General features: G+C 69.9%; 1 protein-coding gene. It reads right to left on the bottom strand.

Features of this window, described 5'->3' with window-relative positions; genetic code table 11:
* The coding region (locus QOL99_RS17495) for a vWA domain-containing protein (protein ID WP_285525689.1) at positions 1–542 on the bottom strand (542 nt) is incomplete at both ends.

The raw sequence follows: 542 nt of genomic DNA, 5'->3' as shown, positions 1-542 counted from the left end.
CGAGCCAGCCCGCTGAACTCCGCGTCGAAGTAACGGGGAAGCTGCTCCGGGTCCTCGATATGCTCGAAGTTGCCGTCGCCCGCCACCGCCATGCCGCGCAGGAGATCCTCGTCGTAGCCGATGCCCAGCCCGATGGTGCTCGTGCTGACCCCCCGCTTCGTGAGGCCCGCGACGTCCGGAACGATCTCCCCCACGCGGCGCTTGCCCACATTGGCGTGGCCGTCGCTCAGCAGCAGCACCCGGTTGAGTGCCTGCGGGTCGAGATGCTGCGCCACCGACATCGCCCCGTCGAGCCAGCCCGCGTACAGGGCGGTGGACCCCCCGGCCGTGACGCCTTCCACCATCCGGCACAGGGCTTCCCGGTCAGCAGCGGGCTGCGAGGGAATGAGCACTTCCACCTCATGGTCGAAGATCACGACACTGACCCGGTCCTGAGGCTCGAGCTTCCGGAGCCCCACCTGGGCCGCCTGCCGGGCCATCTCGAGCGGGCGGCCACCCATGCTGCCGCTGCGGTCGATCACCAGGGCGAGGTTCAGCGGTGG

The organism is Deinococcus rhizophilus, from assembly GCF_030271215.1.
Lineage (GTDB): Bacteria > Deinococcota > Deinococci > Deinococcales > Deinococcaceae > Deinococcus > Deinococcus rhizophilus.
The sequence above is the reverse complement of the archived record's forward strand: the minus strand, read 5'-3'. Positions and strand labels throughout refer to the sequence as shown.